26 protein-coding genes and 5 pseudogenes are annotated in these 23,996 nt (G+C 48.6%); 15 read left to right on the top strand and 16 right to left on the bottom strand.

Going from position 1 to position 23,996, the window contains the following annotated elements; all coding sequences use genetic code 11:
* Positions 1–19: 19 nt before the first annotated feature.
* Positions 20–2,016, bottom strand: a pseudogene (locus JCM14467_RS03985) (3-hydroxyacyl-CoA dehydrogenase/enoyl-CoA hydratase family protein).
* A 155-nt stretch (positions 2,017–2,171) separates the two neighbouring features.
* Here JCM14467_RS03985 and JCM14467_RS03980 point away from each other — a divergent pair.
* The 6 genes and pseudogenes from JCM14467_RS03980 (at position 2,172) to JCM14467_RS15585 (ending at position 5,748) form a co-directional block, all read left to right on the top strand.
* Positions 2,172–3,386 carry a thiolase domain-containing protein gene (locus JCM14467_RS03980; RefSeq protein WP_054849247.1) on the top strand — a complete coding sequence of 405 codons (1,215 nt, stop codon included), beginning with the start codon at positions 2,172–2,174 and terminating at the stop codon, positions 3,384–3,386.
* Positions 3,386–3,931 (top strand): Zn-ribbon domain-containing OB-fold protein, encoded by a 546-nt coding sequence (locus tag JCM14467_RS03975; protein WP_054849246.1) that lies wholly within the window; start codon positions 3,386–3,388, stop codon positions 3,929–3,931. The genes JCM14467_RS03980 and JCM14467_RS03975 overlap by 1 nt, the downstream gene beginning before the upstream one ends.
* Before the next feature lie 110 nt (positions 3,932–4,041).
* A pseudogene (locus JCM14467_RS15600) lies at positions 4,042–4,329 on the top strand (enoyl-CoA hydratase-related protein); the annotation flags it as partial.
* A 62-nt stretch (positions 4,330–4,391) separates the two neighbouring features.
* Positions 4,392–4,709, top strand: a complete 318-nt coding sequence (locus tag JCM14467_RS15595) for an enoyl-CoA hydratase-related protein (protein ID WP_252900646.1) — start codon at positions 4,392–4,394, stop codon at positions 4,707–4,709.
* A 164-nt stretch (positions 4,710–4,873) separates the two neighbouring features.
* Positions 4,874–5,197, top strand: a complete 324-nt coding sequence (locus JCM14467_RS15590; protein ID WP_252900645.1) for a hypothetical protein — start codon at positions 4,874–4,876, stop codon at positions 5,195–5,197.
* Complete coding sequence (locus tag JCM14467_RS15585) at positions 5,170–5,748, top strand: amidohydrolase family protein (RefSeq protein ID WP_342765466.1); 579 nt, start codon at positions 5,170–5,172, stop codon at positions 5,746–5,748. The genes JCM14467_RS15590 and JCM14467_RS15585 overlap by 28 nt, the downstream gene beginning before the upstream one ends.
* Here JCM14467_RS15585 and JCM14467_RS03960 read toward each other — a convergent pair.
* The 3 genes and pseudogenes from JCM14467_RS03960 to JCM14467_RS03950 all read right to left on the bottom strand — a co-directional run bounded on the left by JCM14467_RS03960 (position 5,737) and on the right by JCM14467_RS03950 (position 8,744).
* Positions 5,737–6,318, bottom strand: a complete 582-nt coding sequence (locus tag JCM14467_RS03960) for an MBL fold metallo-hydrolase (RefSeq protein WP_054849245.1) — start codon at positions 6,316–6,318, stop codon at positions 5,737–5,739. The two genes, JCM14467_RS15585 and JCM14467_RS03960, sit on opposite strands and share 12 nt — an antisense overlap.
* Before the next feature lie 56 nt (positions 6,319–6,374).
* Positions 6,375–8,035: pseudogene (locus JCM14467_RS20365) on the bottom strand (long-chain fatty acid--CoA ligase).
* A gap of 58 nt (positions 8,036–8,093) precedes the next feature.
* A complete protein-coding gene (locus JCM14467_RS03950) occupies positions 8,094–8,744 on the bottom strand; it encodes a class I SAM-dependent methyltransferase (RefSeq protein WP_054849244.1) in 651 nt (216 codons plus the stop codon).
* A 90-nt stretch (positions 8,745–8,834) separates the two neighbouring features.
* Here JCM14467_RS03950 and JCM14467_RS03945 point away from each other — a divergent pair, with 90 nt between their 5' ends.
* Positions 8,835–9,314: a PaREP1 family protein gene (locus tag JCM14467_RS03945; protein WP_054849243.1), complete on the top strand. Its 480-nt coding sequence runs from the start codon at positions 8,835–8,837 to the stop codon at positions 9,312–9,314.
* On the opposite strand, the gene JCM14467_RS03940 is transcribed toward JCM14467_RS03945, so the two are convergent.
* The 6 genes from JCM14467_RS03940 to JCM14467_RS15580 form a co-directional block, all read right to left on the bottom strand.
* Positions 9,311–9,949: a hypothetical protein gene (locus tag JCM14467_RS03940; RefSeq protein WP_252900644.1), complete on the bottom strand. Its 639-nt coding sequence runs from the start codon at positions 9,947–9,949 to the stop codon at positions 9,311–9,313. The two genes, JCM14467_RS03945 and JCM14467_RS03940, sit on opposite strands and share 4 nt — an antisense overlap.
* Before the next feature lie 234 nt (positions 9,950–10,183).
* Entirely contained in the window at positions 10,184–10,588 is a 405-nt protein-coding gene (locus JCM14467_RS03935; protein ID WP_054849241.1) for an SWIM zinc finger family protein, read from the bottom strand.
* Between the two features lie 82 nt (positions 10,589–10,670).
* Positions 10,671–10,895, bottom strand: a complete 225-nt coding sequence (locus JCM14467_RS03930) for a hypothetical protein (protein WP_054849240.1) — start codon at positions 10,893–10,895, stop codon at positions 10,671–10,673.
* Positions 10,896–10,964: 69 nt separating this feature from the next.
* Positions 10,965–11,792, bottom strand: a complete 828-nt coding sequence (locus JCM14467_RS03925) for an inositol monophosphatase family protein (protein WP_054849239.1) — start codon at positions 11,790–11,792, stop codon at positions 10,965–10,967.
* A 38-nt stretch (positions 11,793–11,830) separates the two neighbouring features.
* Positions 11,831–12,637 (bottom strand): metallophosphoesterase family protein, encoded by an 807-nt coding sequence (locus JCM14467_RS03920; protein ID WP_252900643.1) that lies wholly within the window; start codon positions 12,635–12,637, stop codon positions 11,831–11,833.
* Positions 12,580–12,828 (bottom strand): metallophosphoesterase, encoded by a 249-nt coding sequence (locus JCM14467_RS15580; RefSeq protein WP_252900642.1) that lies wholly within the window; start codon positions 12,826–12,828, stop codon positions 12,580–12,582. The genes JCM14467_RS03920 and JCM14467_RS15580 overlap by 58 nt, the downstream gene beginning before the upstream one ends.
* A gap of 130 nt (positions 12,829–12,958) precedes the next feature.
* Here JCM14467_RS15580 and JCM14467_RS03915 point away from each other — a divergent pair, with 130 nt between their 5' ends.
* From JCM14467_RS03915 to JCM14467_RS15570, 4 genes are all read left to right on the top strand, one after another.
* Complete coding sequence (locus JCM14467_RS03915) at positions 12,959–14,083, top strand: AAA family ATPase (RefSeq protein ID WP_054849238.1); 1,125 nt, start codon at positions 12,959–12,961, stop codon at positions 14,081–14,083.
* 62 nt (positions 14,084–14,145) lie between these two features.
* On the top strand, positions 14,146–15,390 hold the full coding sequence (locus tag JCM14467_RS03910) for an ATP-binding protein (RefSeq protein ID WP_054849237.1): 1,245 nt from the start codon (positions 14,146–14,148) through the stop codon (positions 15,388–15,390).
* 85 nt (positions 15,391–15,475) lie between these two features.
* Positions 15,476–16,111, top strand: a complete 636-nt coding sequence (locus JCM14467_RS15575; RefSeq protein WP_252900641.1) for an AAA family ATPase — start codon at positions 15,476–15,478, stop codon at positions 16,109–16,111.
* The gene (locus JCM14467_RS15570) at positions 16,108–16,476 is read left to right on the top strand and encodes a hypothetical protein (protein WP_252900640.1); all 369 of its coding nucleotides are present in this window, start codon (positions 16,108–16,110) and stop codon (positions 16,474–16,476) included. The genes JCM14467_RS15575 and JCM14467_RS15570 overlap by 4 nt, the downstream gene beginning before the upstream one ends.
* A 2-nt stretch (positions 16,477–16,478) precedes the next feature.
* Here the strand turns inward: JCM14467_RS15570 and JCM14467_RS03900 are convergent, their stop codons facing one another.
* Positions 16,479–16,685 (bottom strand): hypothetical protein, encoded by a 207-nt coding sequence (locus JCM14467_RS03900; RefSeq protein ID WP_054849236.1) that lies wholly within the window; start codon positions 16,683–16,685, stop codon positions 16,479–16,481.
* 2 nt (positions 16,686–16,687) lie between these two features.
* Positions 16,688–17,263: an NTPase gene (locus JCM14467_RS03895; RefSeq protein WP_256359207.1), complete on the bottom strand. Its 576-nt coding sequence runs from the start codon at positions 17,261–17,263 to the stop codon at positions 16,688–16,690.
* Positions 17,264–17,285: 22 nt separating this feature from the next.
* On the opposite strand from JCM14467_RS03895, the gene JCM14467_RS03890 reads away from it, so the two are divergent.
* From JCM14467_RS03890 to JCM14467_RS03880, 3 genes are read left to right on the top strand one after another with little or no spacing between them, the layout of a single operon-like run.
* On the top strand, positions 17,286–18,083 hold the full coding sequence (locus tag JCM14467_RS03890) for a phosphate signaling complex PhoU family protein (RefSeq protein ID WP_054849234.1): 798 nt from the start codon (positions 17,286–17,288) through the stop codon (positions 18,081–18,083).
* Positions 18,083–18,298, top strand: coding sequence for a hypothetical protein (locus tag JCM14467_RS03885; protein WP_054849233.1), 216 nt, complete (start codon positions 18,083–18,085; stop codon positions 18,296–18,298). The genes JCM14467_RS03890 and JCM14467_RS03885 overlap by 1 nt, the downstream gene beginning before the upstream one ends.
* Entirely contained in the window at positions 18,295–18,981 is a 687-nt protein-coding gene (locus tag JCM14467_RS03880) for a class I SAM-dependent methyltransferase (RefSeq protein WP_054849232.1), read from the top strand. The genes JCM14467_RS03885 and JCM14467_RS03880 overlap by 4 nt, the downstream gene beginning before the upstream one ends.
* Here JCM14467_RS03880 and JCM14467_RS03875 read toward each other — a convergent pair.
* From JCM14467_RS03875 to sufB (JCM14467_RS03865), 4 genes and pseudogenes are all read right to left on the bottom strand, one after another.
* A complete protein-coding gene (locus JCM14467_RS03875) occupies positions 18,949–19,779 on the bottom strand; it encodes a SufD family Fe-S cluster assembly protein (protein ID WP_252900639.1) in 831 nt (276 codons plus the stop codon). The genes JCM14467_RS03880 and JCM14467_RS03875 overlap by 33 nt on opposite strands.
* Positions 19,780–19,793: 14 nt before the next feature.
* Entirely contained in the window at positions 19,794–20,138 is a 345-nt protein-coding gene (locus JCM14467_RS15565; RefSeq protein ID WP_252900638.1) for a hypothetical protein, read from the bottom strand.
* A gap of 35 nt (positions 20,139–20,173) precedes the next feature.
* Positions 20,174–21,603, bottom strand: a pseudogene (sufB, locus tag JCM14467_RS03870) (Fe-S cluster assembly protein SufB).
* Between the two features lie 66 nt (positions 21,604–21,669).
* A pseudogene (sufB, locus tag JCM14467_RS03865) lies at positions 21,670–23,090 on the bottom strand (Fe-S cluster assembly protein SufB).
* 111 nt (positions 23,091–23,201) lie between these two features.
* Between sufB (JCM14467_RS03865) and sufC the strand changes: the two are divergent.
* Positions 23,202–23,966 (top strand): Fe-S cluster assembly ATPase SufC, encoded by a 765-nt coding sequence (sufC, locus tag JCM14467_RS03860; protein ID WP_054849231.1) that lies wholly within the window; start codon positions 23,202–23,204, stop codon positions 23,964–23,966.
* Positions 23,967–23,996: the final 30 nt, after the last annotated feature.

Below are 23,996 nucleotides of genomic sequence, written 5' to 3'. Positions count from 1 at the left end.
TATTTATACTATATATTCATCACTCGCCCTTAAACTCGGGCCTCCTCCTCATTGCAAATGCCATAACACCCTCCTGGGCATCCTTCGTATTAACCGCCATGCTGAAGAACGCGGCCTCAAGCATCATACCTATATCAACCGGCACCTGCGTGCCGAAGTTTATCGCGTACTTCGCATACGTCAGGGCTATTGGTGGGCCCTGGGCCAGCCTCATGGCGAAGGACCTGACCTCCTCCTCAAACTTCTCCCTAGGCACAACCCTATTAACAAGGCCGATCCTATATGCTTCATCAGCCTTAATCCTATCGCCAAGCATTATCAATTCCTTAGCCCTACCAAGGCCGACATACCTAATCAACTTCTGCGTGCCTCCAGCGCCCGGTATTATGCCGAGGTTAATCTCTGGCTGGCCAAGCTCGGACCTGTCAGTGGCTATCCTGAAGTCACAGGCCATGGCAATCTCCAAGCCACCGCCAAGGGCGTAGCGTCAATGGCGGCTATAACGGGCTTGGGAAACCTCTCAATCTTGTTAACTGCCTCCTGGAACTTCCTATTGTATATGAAGAAGTAGTATGTGTGTAGTGGTCCCTGAAACGATGTAACATCAGCACCGGCTGAGAATGCCCTGTCACCTGCCCCCCTGATTATTACGACCCTAACCTCCCTATCATCCCAAAGCATGTCAAGTACCTTGCTTATTTCATCAAGCATTGTTAGGGTTAGGGTATTAAGTCTCTGCGGCCTATTCAGTATGATCCAGGCAAGCGGTGGTTCCTTCTTAAATATTATTTCCTTGAACTCTGTTACGCCGACAGCACCATACTCATAGAATCCCCTACCACTCTTCTGACCGAGCCTACCCTCCTGAACCATCTGCGTCAGTAATGGGTCTGGCTTGAATAATTCATAGCCATACTTAGAGTATAACTGATTAAGTGCCTCAACAACCTTATCAATGCCGTACTCATCGGCATACTCAAAGACTCCCTTCGGCCAACCGAGGCCGAGCTTAACGCCCTTGTCAATGTCGTCCCTTGAGGCAATGCCCTGCCTAAGGAGCCAGGCAGCCATGTTTATGGCAGGCGCAAATATCTGCACTAAGTCAACCTTCTCACCAGCCTCCCTCGGTATGTTAGCCCTCTCGTATGGGCCACCCTTGTACTCATAGAACCCACGGCCACTCTTCTGACCAAGCCAACCCTTCTTGTACAGGTCCTCAATTAATGGACATGGAACCCTAAGTAATGGATCCCTTATGGCAACTGCCATGCCAACCATGTAACCAACGTCTATCCCCGTGAAGTCCTGAAGCTCGAAAATCCCCATGGGCAGCCCAGCCCTGTACTTAACCGCTGAGTCGATCTCAACAATTGAGTACACGTTATTTGCCGCCAATAAACACGCAGCGGAGTTAAGTGCTACTAATATTCTATTAACCACGAAGCCGGGCACATCCTTATTAACCATTATTGGCTCCTTACCGAGACTCTTGACGAAGTCGTAAGCCCTCTTGGCAACCTCATCACTTGTTTGCGCGCCCCTGATTACCTCAACGAGGGGCATTAAAACCGGTGGATTGAAGAAGTGAATCCCAACGACCCTCTCGGGCCTCTTTGTGGCACTTGCTATTTCCGTTATTGGCAGGCTACTCGTGTTTGTTGCCAGTATTGCATGGGGCGGCGCGTTTGCGTCTGCCTCTGCAAAGACCTGCTTCTTTAGGTCTAGATTCTCCGGTACGGCCTCAATCATTATGTCGGCGTTCTTAACGGCCTCCGCTATGGATAGTGAGGTCTTTATTCGACCCATGACCTCGCCAACCTTCTCCTTACTAATCGTACCCCTCTCAGCCAACTTATCAAGGCTCCACTTAATCCTCTCCAACGCCTTATTTAACAAGTCCTGCGATACATCAACCATTACAACCTCATAACCTGCCAGAGCGGACACCTCGGCTATTCCATGACCCATTGTGCCGGATCCTATAACCGCAACCTTCCTGATCTGCGTACTCATCATTCCTAACTTTCTGGTCTAAGTTATTAAGTGCGATTTCAATTTACTCAAATTACTTGCATCGAGGCAATATATAATGAATATAGTGATAATGACCAAGCAATAGTGAACAGAGGGGCATTACTATTTAAGGCGTTTTTCGAAATATATGGGGAGTTATGAGGGGGGTGGCTATTGTTGGGGTTGGACATGCGAAGTTTGGGCGTAGGACTGATGTAAACCTTGGCGAGCTTGCCTGGGAGGCCGTTAAGGAGGCCCTTGAGGATGCAAGGCTTGATCAGAAGGATATTCAGTACTTCGTTGTTGGTAATGTTGGCGGTTGGAGCGCGGAGCCTTTGCCTGCGGTTGTCATTGGTGAGTACTGCGGCTTAAACCCAAAGGGTACTATGAGGGTTGAGGCGGCATGCGCCACTGGTAGCGCTGCCCTTTACAATGCCTACTTAGCCGTGGCCTCAGGAATGGCTGACATAGCCATGGCCATAGGCGTGGAGAAGATGTACGAGTCGCCAACACCAACAGTGGTTGAGTTCATCGGTAGGGCAGGCAATTATTTCTGGGAGTTCGAGAACTTCGGCCTGACATTCCCTGGCTATTACGCACTTTACATGACTGCATACATGAATAGGTTTAGGGCCACTGAGGAGGATTTCTGCAGGGTGGCGGTTAAGAATCATTACTACGGCTCCATGAACCCCAAGGCCCAGTTCTACGGGTTGAGGATAACCGTTGATCAATGCCTAAAGTCCAGATACGTTGCGTGGCCCATAAAGCTCTATGACTCAAGCCCAATAACTGACGGCGCAGCCGCCGTAATACTAGTTAGTGAGGAATTAGCTAGGAAGATAACGGATACACCTGTGTGGATTAGGTCGGTTGGCGTTGCCACGGGCACTGCAAACCTAAGTAGAAGGTCTGACTTTATAGGGCTTGACGCTGCTTACCAGGCTGCTGAGCAGGCATTTAAGAGGGTTGGTATTGAGCATAGGGATACCTGGAGGTACTTCGATGTTGCCGATGTTCATGACTGCTTCACAATAGCCGAGGTTATGGCCTATGAGGACCTGGGCTTCGTTGAGAGAGGCATGGGCATTCAATTGGTTAGGAATGAGCAGACGTATAAGGGTGGTTTAATACCAGTTAACCTGGACGGTGGGTTGAAGGCTAAGGGGCACCCAATAGGGGCCACTGGCGTTAGTATGGCCGTTGAGATGACCAAGCAGTTGAGACAGAGTGTTGAGCCTAGGGATAGGCAGGCCGATATCCATGTTGGTTGGGCATTAGCGCATAATGTCGGCGGTACTGGTCATTATGCCTATGTCACGTTATATTCATTGGATAAGGATGGATCACCGAAGGTGAAGCCTAAGAGGTGATGGGGATGTCCGTGGAGGCTAGGTATGAGGAGTTTTGGAGGCAATCCATTAAGCAATTGAATGAGGTTGTCAAGGCCACTGGACTACCCATAGCGCCTGATGAGAAGGGGCAGTACAACCTTTGGTATGATGTTAGGGAGTTGAGACTTAGGTTCTCAATAAGTGTTGAGAGGATTAAGAGGTTCTTCGAGGGATTGAAAGAGGGCAAAATATACGCGACCAGGTGCAGGAGGTGTGGTAGGTATTACTTCCCACCACAGATTGATTGCCCGTACTGTAAGACTAGCGACATGGATTGGGTCGAGATTAGTGGTGAGGGTGAATTGCTCACTTACACTATGATAAATACGAAGCCACTGACGTACTCCCACTACCCTGACTACATAGTCGCCATTGCCAGGATGAGGGAGGGATTTAACGTGCTGGCTTGGTTGAGGGTTAATGACCCCGAGAAGGTTAGGGTTGGCATGAAGGTCAAGTTGCAAGTAACTAGGAGGGAGCCTGAGGGTTACTTAACGTATGAGTTTGTGCCAGCCGAGCAGTAGGTGGTGTTGAATGTATAAGTACGTACTTATTGATGATAGGGGACCCATAACAATATTCACACTCAATAGACCAGAGAGGCTCAATGCATTAAGCCCAGAGTTAAGCTGAGTTGTTGGATGCCCTACGTAGGTTCAATAATGACCCAAGTAAGAGGGTCGGCATAATAACTGGCGCAGGTAGGGCCTTTTCGGCCGGTGCCGACATATCCATTAAACCAAGCGGCCCTGGTGCAATTAATCTCGAGGATGAACTCAGGAACTCCTTCCACTTAATCCTGAGGGAGATAAGGTTTAGTGATAAGATATTCATTGCGGCAGTTAATGACGTGGCGGCAGGCGCGGGTATTAGTATAGCCCTAGCATGCGACTTTGCCTTCGCCTCGAGGAATGCCAGGTTCGTAATGGCCTTCCAAAACATCGGCCTAATGCCGGATACCGGTTTGACACTCATGATGCTAGGTTGGCCGGCGCCAAGGCGCTTAGGTACTTGCTCATTGGTGGTGAGTTTACCGCTGAGGAGGCCGAGGCCATGGGCCTCGTTAAGGTTGTTGATGACCCATTGGGTGAGGCTATTAAGCTTGCTAATGAGGTGGTTCAGGGGCCGTTTAAGGCTTATTCATACGGTAAGAGACTGATTAATGAGGCCTTGTTTAAGGATCTTGATCAATTCCTGGCCACGGAGGCTAAGTTACAGGGTGAGTTGGGTAACACGCAGGACTTTGTGGAGGGCGTCTCTGCATTTCTTGAGAAGAGGAGACCCAGGTTTGTTGGTTATTAGTCACTATATGTATATAAAAACGGCATTCGTCTAATATTTACTCGGTGTTTATAAGTTAAAATATGACGCATTATTTAAAAATAGGCAAGTATTTTTATTTCTATTAATGGCAGAGTATTACTTCGTTGATTTTCACGTACATCCGGCTGTGGAGCTCAAAAAAATTGAGGGATAAACTTCATAATGCCGGTGCCGTCGCATCAACGCTCTACCCAATCGATGTCGACCCAACACTCAGCCTAACGCTTAATGGCTTGTATAGGTTGGCTAGGGACTTGGGTATGTATGTTGATGTTAAGTCCGTGGTTAGGGAGGTCTATGACTTGATTAGTAAGTGGCCTGAGTATATGTTTGATAATATGAAGCTTTGGTATGAGATCTTCAAGGAGGGGATGAGTGACTTCTTCATCCCATTCTCAAGCATTAACCAAGCTTCGGCAGTAAGTATGTTAAGCAGAAGATCAAGGAGCTGGAGCACCTGGGCCTAAGGGGTGTCTTTGTCTCGCCAACGCTCCAATTCTTTAACCCAGCCACAAGCCCAGCCTTCAAGCAGTTAATGGAGTATGCGGAGAAGAATAACGTGCTCATCATAATGCACCTTGGGATGCCCAGGGATGTTGATGAGAGAATAATAACGCATGTAATGCCTAAAAACCTCGTGGAGGTCCTTGATGAGTATAGGCCCTACATGGTGATAAGCGGGCTTGGTACACCACCCGAGAGGTTTAGCCTATGGGTTAGGGAGGTCCTCAGGGTTATGAGGAGGTATGACAATACGTACCTGAGCACCCCCGGAATCAATTGCTACCTGTTCAATGATGAATCGGCAAAGCCCATATTGAATACCCTGGGCCCTGACAGGGTCTTATTCGGCAGTGGTTATCCGTATAGGAGGTTCAGGGACTTGATTGGCGATATTAAGTGCGTTGAGGGTAGTAATGAGGTTGGTGGTGTTGATAAGGAGATGATAATGATGAATAACGCCATCGAATTGTTTAAGTACCACGGCTTCAAAATAAATGAATACCTAAGTACCTAGGGTTATTGGGTTACCATGCCCGGGATAAATAACCCTGGGTTTCAGGCTAAGTAACTTATTGAAACTCCTTACCGCTTCATCCATGTCAAGCGTGAAACTCCTCGGCGGCAATGCCGGTTTACCACCATGCTCAACAACCGCGTCCCCAGTGAATAATAAGCCATCCTTGTAATAGGCGGTGCTACCCGGCGTATGTCCTGGCGCATATACTGCTCTGTAACCCCCAATTATGTCACCATCATTGACCTTAACATCCACACTCACGGGCTTAACCCTCATGATTGCGAAAATGAGTGATTGAAGAGCTCCAGCGGACCTCGGTTTCTCCCTACCCTCAACCACGCCGGAGTCAGGTATTGATGCAACTACCTTACAGTTAAATGCCTTAACAATATCATGGGCATACCTAATGTGGTCAACGTGGTAATGCGTTATGAATAGGTACTTAACATCAATGCCGTGTTCTCTGGCGATTCTCATCACATCACTTGCCTTCACACCAGCATCTATTAGCACGCCATCACTCGTTAAGTAACTATTCGACATACCTCTTATTACGAAGACCTCCATCACAACTCACAACCCTGATTATCTTGACTATATTTTTAACTCACATTTTCAAGGGATTAAGGGCCAAGGGTTATTTGAAACCTCTCCCTAAGCACCTTCTTATCCACCTTGCCAGTGCTCGTCTTTGGCAATTCAGACTCAACAATTATTACCTTGTCTGGTATCCACCACTTAGGCATTTTACCCTCATTAACCAAGCCCATTAGGTATTTCTTGATGTCGTCTTCCGTAACCCTCTGGCCAGGCTTGGGCACAACAATTGCCACGGGCCTCTCACCCCACTTCGAATGCGGAGCTCCGATTACTGCTACTTCGTAAACTGCTGGGTGTGTGCTTATTAAGTCCTCAAGCCTTGTGCTCGATATCCACTCACCACCACTCTTGATAACGTCCTTAGCCCTATCCATAATCCATACATAGCCCTCGCTATCCCAAACCGCTATGTCATCAGTGTGGAACCAACCATCACGCCATGCATTCTTCGTCTTTTCAGGATCATTCAAGTACTCCCTAGTTATCCAGGGAGCCCTAACCACTAATTCACCCATTGTCTTACCATCCCTAGGCACTTCCCTGCCCTGCTCATCAACAACCTTTATGTCCACAAGTGGTATTGGCAAACCGGCACTAAGGATCAGGTTCCTCTTTTTGTCTTCTGGCCAATCTTTCATCTTGGGCTTCTCCATTGACAATAGGATGACTGGCGCGGTCTCTGTTAAGCCAAAGCCCTGAACACGTGTATGCCCCTCCTCCTAGCCTCCTTGAGTAAGCCCCTGGGTAGCGCCGAGCCGCCGACTATGAACTTCAGCTTGCTTAGGTCGTACTTGGGCGAGTCTGGGTGGTATAGTAGGTTGTATAGTATTGTGGGTACGCCATTAGCTATTGTCACACCCTCATCATTGATCAACTTAAGGACCCAGCCCCACTCGAATCTCCCTGGATAGACCTGCTTAATGCCGGTGAGCGTCGCTATGTACGGCAGTCCCCAGGCATGCACGTGAACATGGGCACCAGGGGCATTGCCACGTCATAGATATTGGCGTTTATTGGTGGCGTAGTTATTGACAGGGCAACGGACATGGCGTGGAGCACCAACTGCCTATGCGTGAAGTACGTGCCCTTGGGCCTCCCTGTTGTTCCTGATGTGAACATCATCGTGGCCACGGTATTCTCACTAAGCTCCTGGAAGTTGTAGGGCCTTGCTCCTTCATTAAGTCCTCATACCAATAAACCTCAGCCCCATCAAAGCTAACCTCACCATGCTCGACCTTATCGCTCATTATCACGACTTTCTTAATCGTCTTCACGAGGGATACCGCAACCCTTGCGAGGGGTATGAAGTCCTCATTTATGAAAAGTACCTCGTCCTGGGCCTGGAGTAGCGTGTATATTATGTCCTCGGGAGCCAGCAACACATTTACCGTATGCAGTACGGCACCATACATGGGCACTCCAAAGTAAAGCTCGTAGTGCCTAATGGTGTTCCAATCAAGGACCGCAACCTTACTACCGAACTTACCAGCTCGCCAGGCCTTACGCCCAACTCCTCGAGAACTGAACCAAGCCTCTGTATTCTATCCCACTCATTGGCATAGTTTGACCTTATTATTGGTCCGTTGGGTGGTGCATAAACAATCTCGGTGTCTGGGTACACTAGGGCTGCCTTACGTATTAACTTATCCAGCGTTAATTGGTAATCATAATATTGAGAACTCATGTCATTCTAAGCTATTAACTAAATGAAATAAAGTATTGCCCATATATTGACTATATACCTATTTACGTGAGACTAAGTAGTAATTAATAAAGCTACCAATCCTAATAATTCCACTCCTAATGATGGTAAAGCCCACGCTGGAGACCTCACCCTCCAACTCACCCTCCCTATAAAGCCTGTAGTACCTGGGAATATCCCTATTAAGGCCGTGACTCCAGGTAATGAAGCCCTCACAATCATTAATTGGTCTCAACCTCCTGACCGTGGCCTCATTACAACCCCACACGGTTGCCACGAATAGGCCTCCCGACTTTAATACTTCGTATATGTCGCGTAGTGCATCACCTATTAGGGACTTGGGTATGTGGTGTAGCGTGGCTATTGAGATCACGAGGTCTACGAATCCACGCCTCATTGGCACGTACGTTGCTGAGCAATTAATCCAGTCAATTGGCTCGTGCGACGCCCTTATCATACCAAGACTCAAGTCACAACCAATGTAAAAAGCCCTGCCTAGAAATGACTTGGTAACCCTCAGGTTACCGCCAACCCCGGCACCCACGTCAAGCACTACTGATGGACTCGACCCACGGATTAAGTCCCCAATGTCATTAAGTAATTTCCTAGCCAACAACCCCTCCTCCCTAGTTTCCGCGTAAATCCTCGAAATGGTGTCATAAACCGCCATTAAGTCCCTTAAACGCTCCACAATGGAGTTCTCGGTGAGGAGCTATAAAATTAATTCTCCAGAGATGCAGAAGACTTATTACAGCCTTAAACCATATTATGGTGAGTTAGGATGCAGGAACTACCTAAGCCCTGGTTCGACCTGGAGGGCTACAAGAGGGCTAGGCTCCTCGAGGCTAAGTACGAGGCAGAGTTGGCGCTTAAGTTCCTCGAGACTGGGCTTTACAGGAACGCGGCTGGCAAGGCGTTCCAGGCGGTTAAGGCGTTGTTGGCTGCCCTAGCCGTGGATCATAGGGATAGGTTGGCTCAGAAGTATATGGGTACGGTGAAGCTCAGGGGTGGTAAAACCCTCGATAGGGTTGATTGGTTAATAGCCGTAATGCCCACGAACCACATGCTTGGGTTATCTGCGATGATCAGCGATGACATTCATTACCTAACTGCAATAGCGCTTTACCTACATCAGTATCAGTATAATGGGCCTGACAGGGAGGGCTTGTTGAGCCAGTATAGGAATGATGATGAGGCTAAGGAGGACATATTGCTGGTGGTTAATGGCGTTAATAAGATTTTAAGTAAAATAGGTATTTAGGAGATTGATTTAACCACTGGCCATGCTTCGAATTGAATGGTTATCGCCAGGTTTGATGATAGCGGCACCTCGGCGTGGAATGAGTCGTAGGGTGTCTCCGTATAGTTTATGGCCGTGCCATTAACGTAAATACCCTCGAGAGTGTACCCATAGATTGGCCACGCGATTATGAATAACGTGGTATTCATCGGCACCAGTAATGATTGTGTTGTTGGTCCATTAATGATTAATGATTGGCTTGTTGCAAAGCCCGGCGTACTAAGTATCGCTATAACGCCTCCACCGCTGGTTACGTTTATCGTGGCGTTGATATGTGGAACGCACTCAATGGTTATGTACTCATAATTGGCACCCTCAGACAGCGTTATATTACTTGATGGTTCATATGTGATTAATGGGTACTCACAACCTGATAGTGATGTGACGTTAAATGTCACAGTGGTACCTGGCTCACCAACATAGGCGGGCCCGAAGACTTGGAAACCGCTTCCCTGGTAATATGCGTACCAACCATTGGACGCATTTGCGTATATGACCCAGTTGGCATAGCTGGGTGCCGTGATGTTTATGAAAAGGTATGATGGTGGTGGCGGTGTTGCCGTCGATGATTGAGTAGCTGGCACGTACATGCTCATGGATAGTGCGTAATGAGTAAGTAGTACTGTGATTGAGGGTATTGCTGCAAATAGTATGTACTTCTTTCAGGTCATATTTCAATCAATATATCCTAATAAGGTACTTTTTAAAGGATATCTTTTACATATATCTAATGATGCCGTAGGCATATCCTCCACATTCTTGTTGTGAATAACAATCATTAATGCGTGGTCATATGCTGTGGGAAGTTTACACTCATTAAATGACAAACTTTAATCGTTAGTATCATCAGTATCCCGACCCTGCCTTAGCCACGGTAATTCATTAAGCTCAAGCCACCTACCATACTTAATGATGCTCAGCATGTTCCACATTATGAGCCCCGCCACAATGTGCTTACAGACCTCGCCCCTAATTACCGAGGCCTCACAGGTGCATTTTGCGCCGTATGGGCCAACGGACACGTAGTAATACGTGTTATCCCTGGTCTCCGATGGTACCTTAAGCCTAACGCCACCTATCGCCTTACCATCATCCCTAACGTCAATTATCTCCGAGCGCTGTGCCAGCTTATACGAGTCCAGGACCTTATCAACCCTCCAATTAAGTTTACCGGCTAACTCCAGTAACCATTCCTTCAACCTCCTACTCAACTGCGGCGTTAACTCCTCAGTCAAAATTAATCACCGACTGATTCTACGGTGAGTTTCGAAATTGGCTTAAATTAATCTTTCTAGCCCATGAATAGGTATTACACATTTAATGATTAATCGCTAATTCGAGATAGAGCTCATCAATTACTGAGTTCCAATCAAATATTAATGAACCATCAATGTTCCTAAGCGCCCTCCTGGCCGCATCACGTAGCTTCCAACTAACTCTGAGACCACACCTAATGCAGTAAACACTGACGTTCTTACTATCCTCCTCCATGAACAACGCACCACCACACCTTGGACAGTCAAGGTTTAGTCTAATCCTCATCAACTTCACGCTAAGTAAACGCCTATTTAACCCCTCCTAACACACTAACTAATTAGAACAGCAAAACTTTCACCTAACTCCCAACGACTCAAGGAAGCCCCTGACGAATTCGGCATTCCTACTAACGACCACGCTAAACCTCCTATCACCACTCACCAACTCACTACCCAACTCACCACCACTCAGCGTATACGTGCTGACCTTCATGGCCCTGGCAACCACGTAGGCGCCGGCTATATCAAATATCCTAAGCCTATTCCTAAGGTCCATGAAGGCCAGGAACCTGCCCATGGATGCCATGACCATCTCAAGGCTCGCCGCGCCAAGGCTCCTAATCTTAAACCTACCAAACCTATCATAGACAGCCCTAAGCCCCTTCAGCAACCCCTCATTGGCGTCAGGCTCCAGGTAAAGCGACACTACTGGCCTATCAATATCCTCACTAAGGTCGCCCAGGTCGTCGCCCTTAAAATCAACGCCTCCCGAACCACCGTAGTAAATGGCGTCCTTGGCTACGTAGTAAATAACGCCGTCGGTTAGATCGCCGAACCTGAGGATACCGCTATACTTACCAGCGGCAATCGATACTGAGTAGAATGGTATCCCAAGCACAAAGTTCAGTGAGCCATCTAGTGGATCAACCACGAATGCATGCTCAGGATCGCCATCACCGACCTTAACGACCCCCCTCTCCTCCGTGATAATCACAGCCCTCAACCCCTCCTCCTCAACGCCCCTAATAATCACGTCCTCAGCCTCCAGGTCAATCCTCCTGGAAACGTCTGTCGCGCCCCTCTTCATTATTTGCCTATAGCCAATGTCATTGGCCTTAGACCTAATGAGTGAGCCAGCCCTGGTGGCTAGGTCCTTAATGAGTGATTCCAGGTTAACCTCCACGTTGGTTAACCCTCGATTGCTTTATTTAAAAATCCTACCTAGCCCCTAACTAGGAAGTAATTCTTCAACTTACTATCCTCAATGATTAAGTAAGCCATCCTGAGCACACCCTCAGAGTACTCACTACCCGCATTAATCACGGGAACCCTAACGCCATTATTACTCCTGACGTAATCAACGCCAGGCGCCTCGTGTATATGCCCATGAAGCCCCATTAACGGTGAGTACTCCTCAATCAACGCCCTAACCGACTTACTACCCACGTGGGTCCTAAGGACCTCACCACCCCTGACCACGGGCTTAAAGTCCTTGGTCAATTGATATGCCTGATCAATGAGTGTGTTGTATGGTGGGTCGTGAATCACCATGATAAGCCTATTAAGTCTTGACTGGTCAACCTCCCTAATCAACTTCTCAACCCTAGCCCTAAGCTCCTCCTCACTAACCTCCCTGGGCGTGTTCCAGGGCGTTGGCGTTGAGTAGCCAAAGCCAAGGAAGTAGTAACCGTTGAATTCAACCACGTCCTCATCAATTGGCACCAGCACGTCTGAGGCTTGCTTCTTCACGTAATCCGCAACCTCTGGGTAATCATCATTGCCGGGCATTACGAGCAGCTTAACCCCAGTCTCCCTATACCTATTGACCACCTTGCCCAGGTCCTCCTCGAGCGCGTTAATCATGAGCTTCACGAACGTCTCCCTAACCCTATCCCTATTGTTGGCTAGCTCCTCATAACCAGTCCTGTCAATGATGAATGGGTAGTAGCCCCTACTCCTCAATTCCTTAATTACCTTATCAAGGTCCTTATCACCCACTGCCTTAACATCGCCAAAGACATTAACCACATACTTACTAACGCCAGAACCAAGGCTGAAGGAACCATCCTCCCTAACAATGGCACAAGGGCCTTACCAGTGAGGTCGCCTGCGAAGACCACCACATCCGCCTTATAGAACTTAATGGCATTGGACAACTTACCAAAGGCCACGCTTGAACCATGCAGGTCCGATACGAGTAAAACCCTCAACCTACCCACAAAGGGGTTCGTTTTAAACAATATTTAAACCTAACCCATTAAAACATGAGAAATACAGGCTAATTCATTTAAACAAATAATTAAACACGGAAACAAAGAAATTATTAACTGGTAGTACCACCAGTAACTGGTGGTGGTACCAGTGCTCTTCGACCTAAAGCCCAAGGAGAGACTCGAGGAGCTTTATGACTTTAGGGATGAGATTGATCGGTTAATGACTTGTTACAGGGATGGTAGGATGGCATTAATACTGGGCCTTAGGAGGATGGGCAAGTCGAGTCTATTGAGGAGTTTCCTGAATGGTTATGGTATACCGCACATACTGATTGACGCTAGGAGGATTGTGGTTAATGAGGGTAGGATGAACATTAGGGGGTTCATGAACGAACTCTCGCAGGCGTTGACGGAATTCCTAAGGCGTAGGTCTGGCATTAGGGATAGGTTATTAGACGTGTTGCGTAACATTGATGGAGTCTCCATAGGCACGTCCCCACTTAGCGTATCAATATCCTGGCGTAGGGGCAGGACCGTGTTGACGGCATTGCTGGATGCGGTGAACAGGATTGCGGAGGGGTTGGGTGAGAAGGTCGTCCTGGCGATTGATGAGGTTCAGGAGTTGAGGGCCCTGGGCCTTAACATACCCATGCTCCTTGCTTACATCTATGATAACCTGGGCAGTATCGTGGCCATACTAACGGGCTCCCAGGTGGGCATGGTGTATGATACGCTGAGGCTTGACGACCCAAAGTCGCCACTATACGGTAGGGCCGTGGTTGAGGTTAGGCTTAGGAGGTTGAGTGAGGAGGAGTCCATGGACTTCCTGAGGAGGGGTTTTGAGCAGTATGGCATTCACGTCGATGATGGGGTGCTCAGGTCGGCAGTGAATAGGCTTGATGGGATAATTGGGTGGTTGACGCTGTTTGGTTGGAATTATGTCCATGGTAATAGGGACCTGGACTCAATAATTGACACGGCTGCTAGGCAGGAGGTTGAGGAGTTGAGGTCATTCATAACCAAGTCCAGGGCCGAGGCTAGGTATAGGGCCATTCTTAGGTTTGTTGCTGAGGGGCTGAGGAGGTGGTCGGAGATTAAGAGGGCTGTTGAAGCTGAGGAGGGGATCACGGTGGATAGTCACAACTTCACTGATTTACTGACGCACCTGGTTAAGATGGGCATACTGGAGAAGCAGGGAGATACCTATAGGGTGGCCGACCCAGTAATGGAGTACGCCATTAGGAAGTACCTGCGCCCATAGCACCCTGGTCAGTGATTAACGGTTAATAAGGGGATACAGCTCTGCAAATTTGGAGTTAATACATGGTCACTAGCCTGATAGACGCCATGAGGTCCATGGACGTAGACTTCGGCGTAATTGCGGGTAACCCAATCAGGGTTGGGTTTAGGGATAGGGAGGGTGAGGCTAGTGAACTTCTCAGGGCCTTTAGGTTTGATGGTGTCAGGATCATCTATGGACCACTGGGTTGCGGCAAATCCACGCTATTGAACATCCTGGGCAGGTCAATTAATCACCTTAGGGAGACTGAACCGAATGCTACCATTAGGATTGGCGAGACCAACGTGAGTGTTGAGGACGTGTTCTACCTATACATTAATTATGAGAAGTATAGTGTTGAGTTAACGGCGCCCTATCTAACCACGGATAGGAGGTCCAGGGTGTTAAACGCATTAATGGAGCTCATTGACTCGATAGCTGTTGGGAGTGGTATCGCCAGCATCTCCGGGATTTATGACCTACTAAACAAATTAGTGACCGAGTTCAGTATGGACTTAAGCAATAAGTGGGTCTTCATAATCCATGACGAGGTTGATAAGGCCTATGCAACGCTTGTGAATAGGGCTGGGGTTGGTAATGATTACGGCGGCCTTGAGGGCGTGGTAGCCAGCTACGCAGGTCTCTTCGAGAACTTCAGGGATGAGTTATACAGTAGGTCAGGGGCTAGGCATGTGGTTGTGGTATTCTCAATGAGCGACCAAGCGGCGGTTAAGGTCACAGGGAAATTGAGGGGCAAGGGATTACTCACTCAATACTTGCTATGGAACCTGCCCAGGGAATCATTCATAGACGTAGTTAATGAATTAATGACTAAGGTGCCGCCCAACACCCCCGTGGATCATGAGTTACTGTGGAAATTACTCGGTGGTAACCTGAGGGCATTGACCGCGTTAGCAATTGTTTATTCCTGGGACGTCAGTAAGTGGCTCGGGGCTGAGGTGATTAATGGATTGGTTAATGGCTTAATTAGGCAGTTGATCGGCCATGGAAGGGCTTACGAGGACGAGGAACAATTCATACATAGCCTAAGGAGGGTTAGTGCTGAGCCAGACGCAGTGGAGGGCATAATCAACGCCGGTAATGCCGCGTATAGGTCTAACGTGTTGATTGAGATCTCAGGCCAATCCATATCGCAACTGCCCAGGGAGCCCTGGATCGGTAGATACGTGGCCTATCAATTACCTGCATATTACTGGGCGTTAAGGTCCATGGCCAGTAGGGGCTCAATAAACGTGGAGCCAATCGACGTTATTAGGGAGATAGGCTAGCAGTCCCAACGCCTCAAGCCACCCATTAATGGTGGTATTCCCAACGTAGGGTTTAATAGGCACTGGTGCCCCACCAGTTACTGGTATGCCACCAGTTTACTGCGGCTTCTTCGACACGAGACCCAAGGCCAGTAGGGACTTTGTGTTTGGGAGGGATGACGTCATTAATGAGCTTGAGCGATTATTGAATAATGGCTTCTGGCCTGTGATCCTTGGCCCTAGGAGGGTTGGTAAGACCACGGTAATGAGGGTCGTGATTAATGAACTTGGTGGCATTTACATTGACGCATCCACGGCAATGGGGCTCAGAGGCCTTGGCCTTAGGCTCGTTGATGAGGTTAGGAGACTGAACATTAGAGTCAGGCTCAACCTGGCGGTGCTTCAATTAGATATTGAGAGAAAGCCAGCGGCCACCATTGAGCGCTTAATTAAGGAGTTGGGCGACGTGATCATCGGTATTGACGAGGTCCAGAACATAATAAGCCCGAGACTCCCCGCACTACTCTCAGTGGCTTATAACGAGTCCAGTGTTAGGTTCATCTTCAGCGGCTCATTAGTGGGCACCACGCGGTTAATAATGAGGAGCCCAGAGTCCCTGGGTAGGCCCCTGATTAGGTTTGAGCTAAAGCCGTTCATCAGGGAGCAGTCCATGGAGTTCCTACGACTCGGCTCCAGGAACTGCGGTATTGGCATTAGTGATGCGAGATTGAGGATGCCGTGAGCAAGTTTGACGGCATTGTTGGGTGGTTAACCTACTACGGGAGCCTCAGGTCGAGCAGCATGGACCACGTGAGAGCCATGGAGACCCTAGAGGGTATTGCCAGGGAGGTCATTAAGGACGAGTTAAGTAAGTTGAGTAAGTACGAGGCAGTCACCTATAGGGCCTTGGCCACGTTGGGCAGGGCTAGGTGGGTCGAAATTAAGAGACTCGCCGAATCCCTAATGGGCCGCTCTATCGATGATAAGACATTCACCACGGCCCTAAAGGCCCTGGTTAACATGTACATGGTTAGGGAGGTTGAACACGGCATTTACGAGGTCGTTGATGGGTACATGGCCAGGTTAGTCCGTGAGTACGGCATTTAACCTCAGTCATCACTAGATACACTGGCCTTTACTGCGTATGCTATTACGCCCGTTGCCCAGGCAATCATCAACCCAACACCAACACCCCTAAGGTATTGACTCTTCACGACATAGGATATTAAGAGGAATACCACGCTTAGGACAAACTCGAATATTACTAAAACAATGTCAAGGCGCCTCAACAATCTAACCCTCCATCCAGGATGCATGATTATCTACTTGGCTTGACCTCCCTATCCAACTCCCTAATTAATTCATTGAGCACCTGATCCCTATTAAACCTAGTTAATTCAATGACTTTAAACCCATGCCTACTAACGAAGGAGGCCACGGGCTTATTGGTTTTGTAGGCCATGTATATAGTACCCAGGAAATGAACCCTATCAACCACCTCCTCAAGCGCCTTAAGAAACTCGCCATGTAGAAGCTCCATTTTGCCGATCTCGTCAATGACCGCCAAAGAGCCGGGAGTTGCCGCCTTAATGGATGGTATACCAATTTCCTCCATGGCCCTCAGATTAACGTTGTACCTACCAACCATTGGACCGCCCCTGAATAGACTTACGTGAGCCAGCCATGCCTCCCTGCCGCTGTTTACATCAACGATTCTAAACCCGATTCTTGAGCCTCCCTCCCTGACCTCCGTGGTTATGAATCCGTAGACCCCCACGCCCAATGACCTGGCGTGCTCTATTAATCGCTTGATGAGTGTGGTTTTCCCCACGCCTGGTGGGCCCGTTATTAGTACCCTTAGCATTGCCCTGGTAGTTAATGGGAGAAGATTAATTAATGCCTTGCGTCTACGTCATGTGGTTGAGGAGGAGATTAGGAAGGTCGTGGCTTCGGGTAGGTCTTCAATAGCCATTACTATCCCTAAGAAGTGGGTTTCGGCGTTGGGTATTGATGTTGGCTCCTACGTATTACTTAGGTTCATGGGCGACCACGTGGCCGTTGTGCCGTTGGGCCGCTCCATGCGTGATTCTGGCATTAGTAATGTGGTTGATGTTGATAGGGATAACCCTGACTACGTGCTTAGGAAGTTGATAACCCAGTACCTTAGGGGTGTTGATGAGGTTAGGGTCAGGTTTAATGGGTATACGGGTATTAAGGGCGTGGTTAAGGACATGGTTAGGGAGAGGATTTCTGGGGCTGAGGTCATTGAGGAGGGTAGTGACTACGTGGTTTTTAGGTTCGTCACGCCAACACCTGAGGTGCCAATTAAGAGGTTGTTAAATAGGATGGTGCTCACCGTCCTCGGCATGCTTAAGGACTCACTCGACATGCTACGCGGATCCGTGGTTGAGCCGGAGGACATAATTGATAGGGATAACGAGGTTGATAGGCTTTACCTACTCATTGAGAGGTTGGTCATGATGGGGATCACGGATCAGTCAGTTCTGTCGAAACTCGGCGCAGGCAATTCCAGGGAGTTGGTTAATTCCCTAATGGTCTCCAAATCAATAGAGAGGGCTGGTGATCACGCCTGGAGGATTGCCCAGATAATTGGTGAGGCAAGTAGGATGTGTTGTAAGCTTGGTGAGCTCCCGATAGTGGATAGTATTGTTGAGCTTGGGCTCAATTCCACGGACATACTTAGGGAGCCGTAATGGCCTTCATAAACGGCGACATCAATGATGCGATGGAGGTTCTGGACAGGAGGGTGGTAATGAGGAGCAAGAGCCTTGATGTTATTAAGTCGATATACGGTAGTGGGCTTCACGTTGATATTGGTGGCAGGTTGATGATGATTGTGGAGAGTATTAGGAGGGTTTCCGAGTATAGCTATGACATTGCGGAGATAACCCTCGACACTTATGGATGATCATTATGTCGTCAATACCAATATTTAACAGGTATGCCAGGGATTATGACAATTGGTACGTAAAGCACACAGACACGGCGGAGTCTGAGGTTAAGGCCGTGTCAATGCTCATACCTAGGGGTCTCGGGATTGAGGTTGGTGTTGGTAGTGGCTTCTTCGCGGGTAGGTTAGGCATACCGATTGGTCTTGAGCCTGCCCTGGCAATGGCTGAGTTAGCCAGGGATAGGGGTGTCGATGTTATGGTTGGTGTTGGAGAGTCCATGCCTCTTAGGGATTCGTCATTTGATTACGCAGTCATAATAGTGACCATATGCTTCCTAGACGACCCAAGGAAGACCCTTGCCGAGACCCTTAGGATACTTAAGCCAGGTGGTAAGTTAATCACCTGCATCGTGCCTAGAAATAGCGAGTACGGTAAGTACTACGTGGAGTTGGGCAGGAGAGGTCATAGGTTCTACTCGGTGGCTCACTTCTACACAGTGGGTGAGGTTAAGGACGTGCTTGAGTCGCTCGGCTTCTCCGTGAGTGATAAGGCTGTTGCGGTATTATCGAGAGGTGTTGGCGATTATTACGAGGATCCACAGGTGGTTACGTTGGAGGAGGCTGAGAGGTTTGGGTTTGCGTGCATTGAGCTGTGCGTAAATAAATTACTACTTCACCAGTACCTTACTCATTGCCAATGACCTTATGACCTCCGCATCGCGCGTGAACTCACTTGGTAGTGAGTCAATGAATTGGGAGACGACCTCATGTATGATTAAGTCGGTGACCTCATCCTTACTTATACCCCTGAGTCTCAGGTAATTAACCTGGTCCTCATCTGGCGATGCATCTGCCGCGCTGTGTCTCGCGCCATTCACGTCGCCAGTATCAACCATTATTATGGGCACGGATGCTGCGTGGGCCCCCTCATTCATTACGAAGACCTTACCCTCAACACTCGTGTCACTCCACCTGGCCGTCTCGATTATCCTGCCCAGGGCCCTATGTATTATGAAGGACTTGTCCCTGGCTATGCCGAGGACCCTTGAGTAGCTCGTGCCGTACTCACCAGTGTGTATTGCATTTACCTGGTAATCAATCCTTGATGTTCCATAACCAACCTCAAGCCCTAGATGATTTAGGCTACTCCTCACTCCCTGCATTAGGTAGTCCTCTCTATGGTGGTTCATGGAGCCTCCCATGATTAGGGTCCTCGCTGTTACCGATGACTCATCAGCGGCAATCACCTTGATTAGGGTGTACGCCGGCACTTGCTCATGAACACCCGTGATTAGTAGGTTCAACCTCGAGTTCCTGCCCAGGTAAATCTCCACGGTGGTTGATGGGCAACCGCCAGCGCCGAGCATGAATATGCTTAATGAGGCGTTGACCCCATCATTAATGAGTACCGTGTAGTGAGTTGGCAGTAGTACTTGCCTTGATAATGAGGATGCAACCCCAATCCTAAGAGGCTCCCTTAAGACGTCATTAACCTCCACGTATACTCCAGTGACTAAGTTGCTACGTGCCTCGCCAAGGCCTTGGATTCGGAAATATCTATTGATTTGAATAGTAATTTACCAAATTCCTCACCAAACTCGTTAATATTCATGGCAGTAACGCCACTTGGCACCTTCGTAATACTCACGCTACCGTTTATTGACGCGACGTTTAATTCGTAGGGAATCTCCAGTGGCTGTGGCTTGGTTAGGTCCTCGGGGCTTGGGTCGGCGCAGTGATCAAAGACTGTCCAGTCAGTGTAATACTTGACTGAGGGTGAATCCCTGATTTGTTGGTAAGGTATTTTCTGGGCCAGCTCCCTCGCCCTTAGCCTTAACTCATCAAGCCACTTACCCATTAGTGATCACCCAGTTTATGGCTCTCCCTTTTAAATCATCCTACCTTAGATAACTTGCTGAATTCGAGCTCGATGACCCTGTTCAGGGTCATTGCATACTCCGTGGGCAGCCTAACGGTTATGTCCTGTATGAAGCCGAGAACCACTAGGCTCCTGGCGGTGCCTCATCGAAGCCCCTACTACGCAGGTAAAACAGTTTGTCCTCACTGATCCTGCCCGTGTATGCTTCATGCGTCACGGTTGCCGTCTCCTCAAAGACTTGGTCATGAGGTATTGTGTAGGCCCTTGACTTATCGTCCAGTATCAACGAATCGCAGGACACGAAGGACTTGGCATACCTAGCACCCTCCCTAACATAAACAAGACCCCTGTAGACCACAGTTCCTCCATTAATGCTCACGCTCTTATTCACAATCTTGCTTGATGTCCTTGGCGCGTCATGGTATGCCTTGGCCCCATTCTCCTTCCAGAACGGACCGTTGGCTATTGTGACACCTATTATGCTCGTCCTCGCACCCTCACCCTTAAGCACGGTACTTGGGTATGTATAGCTAACCTTACTGCCCAGGCTACCCTCCATCCACTCGACAGTCGCGTTCTCCATGGCTACGGCCCTCTTATTATTGAAGTTTATTATGTTCCTACTCCAATTCTGTATTGTGTCAATCCTCAAGTGCGCATTCCTAGCTGCGTAACCCTCAACCATACCATCGTGGAAGCTAAACCCCTTATACACAGGGGCTGCGCAGCCCTCAAGCCACTCAACACTTGCACCCTCGTCAGCAATTATCAATGAGTGCTCGAACTGACCCTCGCCAGAGCTACCTATTAGGAAGAAAGACTCGATCGGCATGTCAAGCTTAACACCTGGCGGCACATAAACGAATGTACCACCACTCCACAACGCAACGTGTAATGCGGCGAACTTGTGCTCGCCCGGTGGGAATACCCTAGCGAAGTACTGCTTAACAATGTCCGGGTATTTCTTAACGGCCTCATCCATCGTGGTCACAATGGCGCCCTTCTCCTCAAGATACTTCTTAACGTGTAGGTAAACAACCTCCGAATCAAACTGGCCAAGTAATCCAGCTAAAACCTTAGCCTCTAGTTCGGGCATTCCCAAGGCCTCGTAGTACCTCCTAATCTCCTTGGGCACGTCATCCCAGGACTTAGCTCTTTCGACGCTAGGCTTTGCATAGAGGACTAGGGACTCAAGGTCAATCTCCTCCTTAATCGGCAACCACTTAGCTCGGGCAGCTTCTCGAACATTTCCAGAGCCTAAGCCTAAGCCTCCTCATCCAGTCCGGTTCGCCCTTAATCCTACTCAATTCCTCAACCATGTCCTTCGTAATCCTACCTTAATCACAGCCTCCCAGGGGACGAACTCCATCTCCGGACCGAGCAATTCCTCAACAGAGCTTTTCTCAATAACGGTCTTCAATGACTCTGCCGAATTGCTGCTCATCAGTGTCACCGAGCTTCCCTACTGTGGCTATTTAAAAACCAGTCCCCGGCAATAACTTATAATGAACTACCCAACACCGCCCATCCTCGAGAGCTCCAGCTCGATCGCCCTATTGAATATGGACACGTACTCAACGGGTAGGTTAACCATTATATCGTGGAAGTAACCAAGGACTATTAAACTGCGCGCCTCCTCCTCGCTTAAACCTCTGCTACGTAGGTAGAATAATTTATCCTCACCAATCCTACCCGTATAGGCCTCGTGGGTGACCGTGGCAGTATCCTCAAAGACCTGCTCGTGCGGTATTGTGTATGCCTTTGACTTATCATCAAGGATGAGTGACTCACAACTTACGGATGACTTGGCATACCTAGCACCCTCCCTAACATAAACAAGGCCCCTATACACTGACGTACCGCCATTAAGGCTCACACCCTTACTCACGACCTTACTATATGTGTGCGGTGCACTGTGGAAGACCTTGGCACCCTCCTCCTTCCACGTTGGCCCGTTGGCTAGGGCCACGCTTGTCACAGTGGTTCTCGAGTTAATGCCCTTGAGGACGCTCATTGGGTATACTATCGTAACCTTACCACCCAGGGAACCGCTCAACCAATCAACGCTTGCGTTTTCCTCGATAATGGCCCTGTTATTGCCGAAGTAAATAACGTCCTTGCTCCAATTCTTCAGGTCAACAAGCCTAACCCTGGCGCCTCTATGTACGTAGGCCTCGGTCATCCCATCGTGCAGACTAAGCCCCGTGAAGACGGGCGCTGCGCAGGCAACTATGAACTCGGCATTGGCATTCTCACCGACAACGATTAATGAATGCTCAAACTGACCAACACCAGCACTGCTTATCAGGATTACTAATTCAATGGGCATCTTAACATGGACACCAGGCGTACGTAAACAAAAACGCCACCACCCCAAAGGGCTATGTTCAATGACGCGAACTTATACTCCGGCGGGAATACCCTAGCGAAGTACTGCTTAACAATGTCCGGGTATTTCTTAACGGCCTCATCCATGCTCATTGCAATAATGCCGGCCTTCTCAAGATCCTTCTTAGTATTTTCATAAACAACACCACCATCTACCTGCCCAATAACCCCAGCTAGCACCTTCGCCTCGAGCTCGGGTATTCTCAATGTCTCATAATACTCCCTTAATTCCCTGGGTAATTCATCCCATGACCTAGCCCTCTCCACACTTGGCTTAGCGTAAAGGACCAAGGACTCGAGGTCAATATTACCCTCAAGCGGTAGCCAATTTGGCCAGGGCTGTTTCTCGAACATTTCCAGAGCCCTAAGCCTAAGCCTCCTCATCCAATCAGGCTCATTCCTAATTTTGCTTATTTCCTCAATGACATCCCTCGTGATCCTGCCCCTAATCTCCACCTCCCACTTAATTGGTTTTGCACGGCCCAATATGCTTGAGTACTCCTCGGTCTTCGCAACCTCGAGCCTAATGCCGTCCCTACTCATGCTATTCTTTAGAATACTTACTTAATTGTTATTAAGCTTTCTAATGATAAGCCCACATAGACACTGCCGAAAAGTTTTTTAATCAGTGTCACAAGAGCTACGTGACCAATAATGACAAGGCTTGAGGTAATTAACCTAAGCGTTGAGGTTGATGGTAAGAGGATACTAAACAACGTTAACCTAACCGTTGAGTCTGGCGAGGTCGTAGCCATAATGGGCCCAAACGGCAGTGGAAAAACCACGCTCTTCCTAACAATTGCCGGCCACCCCAAGTATAACGTGGTTAGTGGCGATATTAGGCTTGATGGTGAATCAATACTGAAGCTATACCCTGAGGAGAGGGTTCAGAAGGGAATACTACTCGCCCTACAAAGTCCAACTCCAGTCCCTGAGGTTAGACTCTCAACACTAATAACGGCAATGCTCAATAAGAAGGCTGGTAAGCGAATAACGGACCCACCACAGCCACAGATCGTTGCCGAGATGACAAAGTTAACTGCTGAGCTTGGTTTAAAGTCTGAGCACCTATCGAGGGGTGTTCATGCAGGTTTCAGCGGCGGTGAGTCTAAGAGGGCTGAGATGCTTCAACTCCTCATGTACAAGCCCAAGGTGGCTATGCTCGACGAGCCTGACTCGGGCCTTGATGTTGATGGCATTGCCATAATAGGTAGGTCAATAGCGAGGCTTGCCAAGGAGGGCACGGCAATACTCGTCACGACACACCACGCGGAGATATTGCACTATGTTAAGCCAACCAGGGTAATAGTAATGGCTAGGGGCTCCGTGGTTCATGTCGGTGGTGAGGAGGTTGTTAAGATGATTGAATCTATGGGCTATGAGAGGTTCTTTAGGGAAGTGGTTAAGTTAGGCGCGTGATTACCGCGGTAAATAACTTTAATTTCGGGT

It is taken from the genome of Vulcanisaeta sp. JCM 14467 (assembly GCF_001316245.1).
Lineage (GTDB): Archaea > Thermoproteota > Thermoprotei > Thermoproteales > Thermocladiaceae > Vulcanisaeta.
Note: the sequence above shows the minus strand (reverse complement) of the source record. Positions and strands in the feature narration are given on the sequence as shown.